The organism is Stenotrophomonas sp. YIM B06876 (assembly GCF_030711595.1).
In the GTDB taxonomy this organism is placed as follows: domain Bacteria; phylum Pseudomonadota; class Gammaproteobacteria; order Xanthomonadales; family Xanthomonadaceae; genus Stenotrophomonas.
Genome location: NZ_JAUJUJ010000189.1, coordinates 1 through 1,517 on the forward strand (window position 1 = coordinate 1; position 1,517 = coordinate 1,517).

The following is a 1,517-nucleotide window of genomic DNA, read 5'->3' on the forward strand; positions in this document are numbered from 1 at the left end:
GCGCGGCAACACCGGCCAGGCCGTGCGCGCGTCCAGCAGCATTCCCGGCGTGTTCCAGTCCGTCAGCATCGGCAAATACCATTTCGTCGACGGCGGCATCACCAGCCCCGTGCCCGTCGATGCGGCGCGCGAGCTGGGCGCCGACGTGGTGATTGCCGTGGACATCTCGAACAAGGCCCGGGGCAAGACGCCGGACGGCATGCTGGGCACGCTGGGCCAGTCGATTGCCATCATGGGCCAGAAGCTCGGCCAGGCCGAGCTGGCGCGCGCCGACGTCATCATCCGCCCCAAGGTGCTCGACATCGGTTCTGCCGACTTCAGCCAGCGCGCCCAGGCCATCGTCGAAGGCGAAAAAGCCGCCCTGGCCGCCATGCCGCAGATCCGCGAGCGCATCGCCCAACTGCAGACCGAACGCGCCCAGGCGGCACGCCTGGCCCAGCAAAAAACAGCCGAAGCCCAGCACCAGGCCTGCCTGGACAACCGCTCGCGCCTGAAAAAACTGGCGGCAATGACCGGGCTGGACGACACCTGCGCTTTACCTTGAATGGAGCGGAGGGCAAAACTCCGCTGCAGAGGGTCTTGTGCTGGCTGGCTTTTTGTAAATGCACTGCAGTCAAACCTGCCCACCCACACCTTTGAACTTTTCAACAAAAGCGGCAATTTTCTGGAACACGCTCTGCTTTTTGGTCAGGTATTGCGGATTCAGCGGACTCATCTTGGGCAGCACCGCATTGAGCTCGGTGCCACTGTCACTGGCGAATTCACGCTTCAGTGAGGCGGTGATATAGCGCTTGGCCGCATCTGCATTCAAGTTCTCGGCACTGATCAGCTCTTGGGCCTCGCGCTGTTGTTCCGCTTGAGCAAAGGTGAAGAAGGCATCCATCACACTGGCCTTGTCACCGATCCCGTCCAGATCCGTCTGGTTAATGAAGTCCACCAGCAAACCCTCTTTGGCGCGGTTACCCAGGCTGGCGCGGATCACCCGACGCACGTCCTCCACCAGCGCGGCTTTGTCCTTGACTTTCTTGTTGTTCTCAAAAATCAGTTCCAGGATGTAGTCCAGGTTGATTTCTTGCGACTTCAGCAGGTCGACCTCAAAGACCACGTCGTCCCAGTCGATGGTGGACTTTTCCTTTTCAGCGGAAGATTTTTCCCGCCGTAGCCAANCTGGCGCGGATCACCCGACGCACGTCCTCCACCAGCGCGGCTTTGTCCTTGACTTTCTTGTTGTTCTCAAAAATCAGTTCCAGGATGTAGTCCAGGTTGATTTCTTGCGACTTCAGCAGGTCGACCTCAAAGACCACGTCGTCCCAGTCGATGGTGGACTTTTCCTTTTCAGCGGAAGATTTTTCCCGCCGTAGCCAATCGCGAATGTCGTTGTAGGTTGAACGGTAGTCCTGGATCTTGCGCTCGGCAGGCATCTGGATGGTTTGCAGCGCTGCCAAATCGGCGTCAGCCAAGTAATGCTTGGCCTTGAACGCATCCACCGCCGCCGGGTCATTCATGTCCAGGCCTTG

Annotated in this window: 2 protein-coding genes and 1 pseudogene; 1 reads left to right on the top strand and 2 read right to left on the bottom strand. The window is 59.2% G+C overall.

The features are described from left to right. Positions 1-544 (top strand): patatin-like phospholipase family protein (locus QZH66_RS15940; protein ID WP_305806870.1); only part of this gene is annotated, 544 nt, incomplete at its 5' end. A gap of 69 nt (positions 545-613) precedes the next feature. On the opposite strand, the gene QZH66_RS15945 is transcribed toward QZH66_RS15940, so the two are convergent. Continuing rightward, the gene (locus QZH66_RS15945) at positions 614-1,105 is read right to left on the bottom strand and encodes a hypothetical protein (RefSeq protein ID WP_305806871.1); all 492 of its coding nucleotides are present in this window, start codon (positions 1,103-1,105) and stop codon (positions 614-616) included. 31 nt (positions 1,106-1,136) lie between these two features. Continuing rightward, positions 1,137-1,517, bottom strand: a pseudogene (locus tag QZH66_RS15950) (type I restriction endonuclease subunit R); the annotation flags it as partial.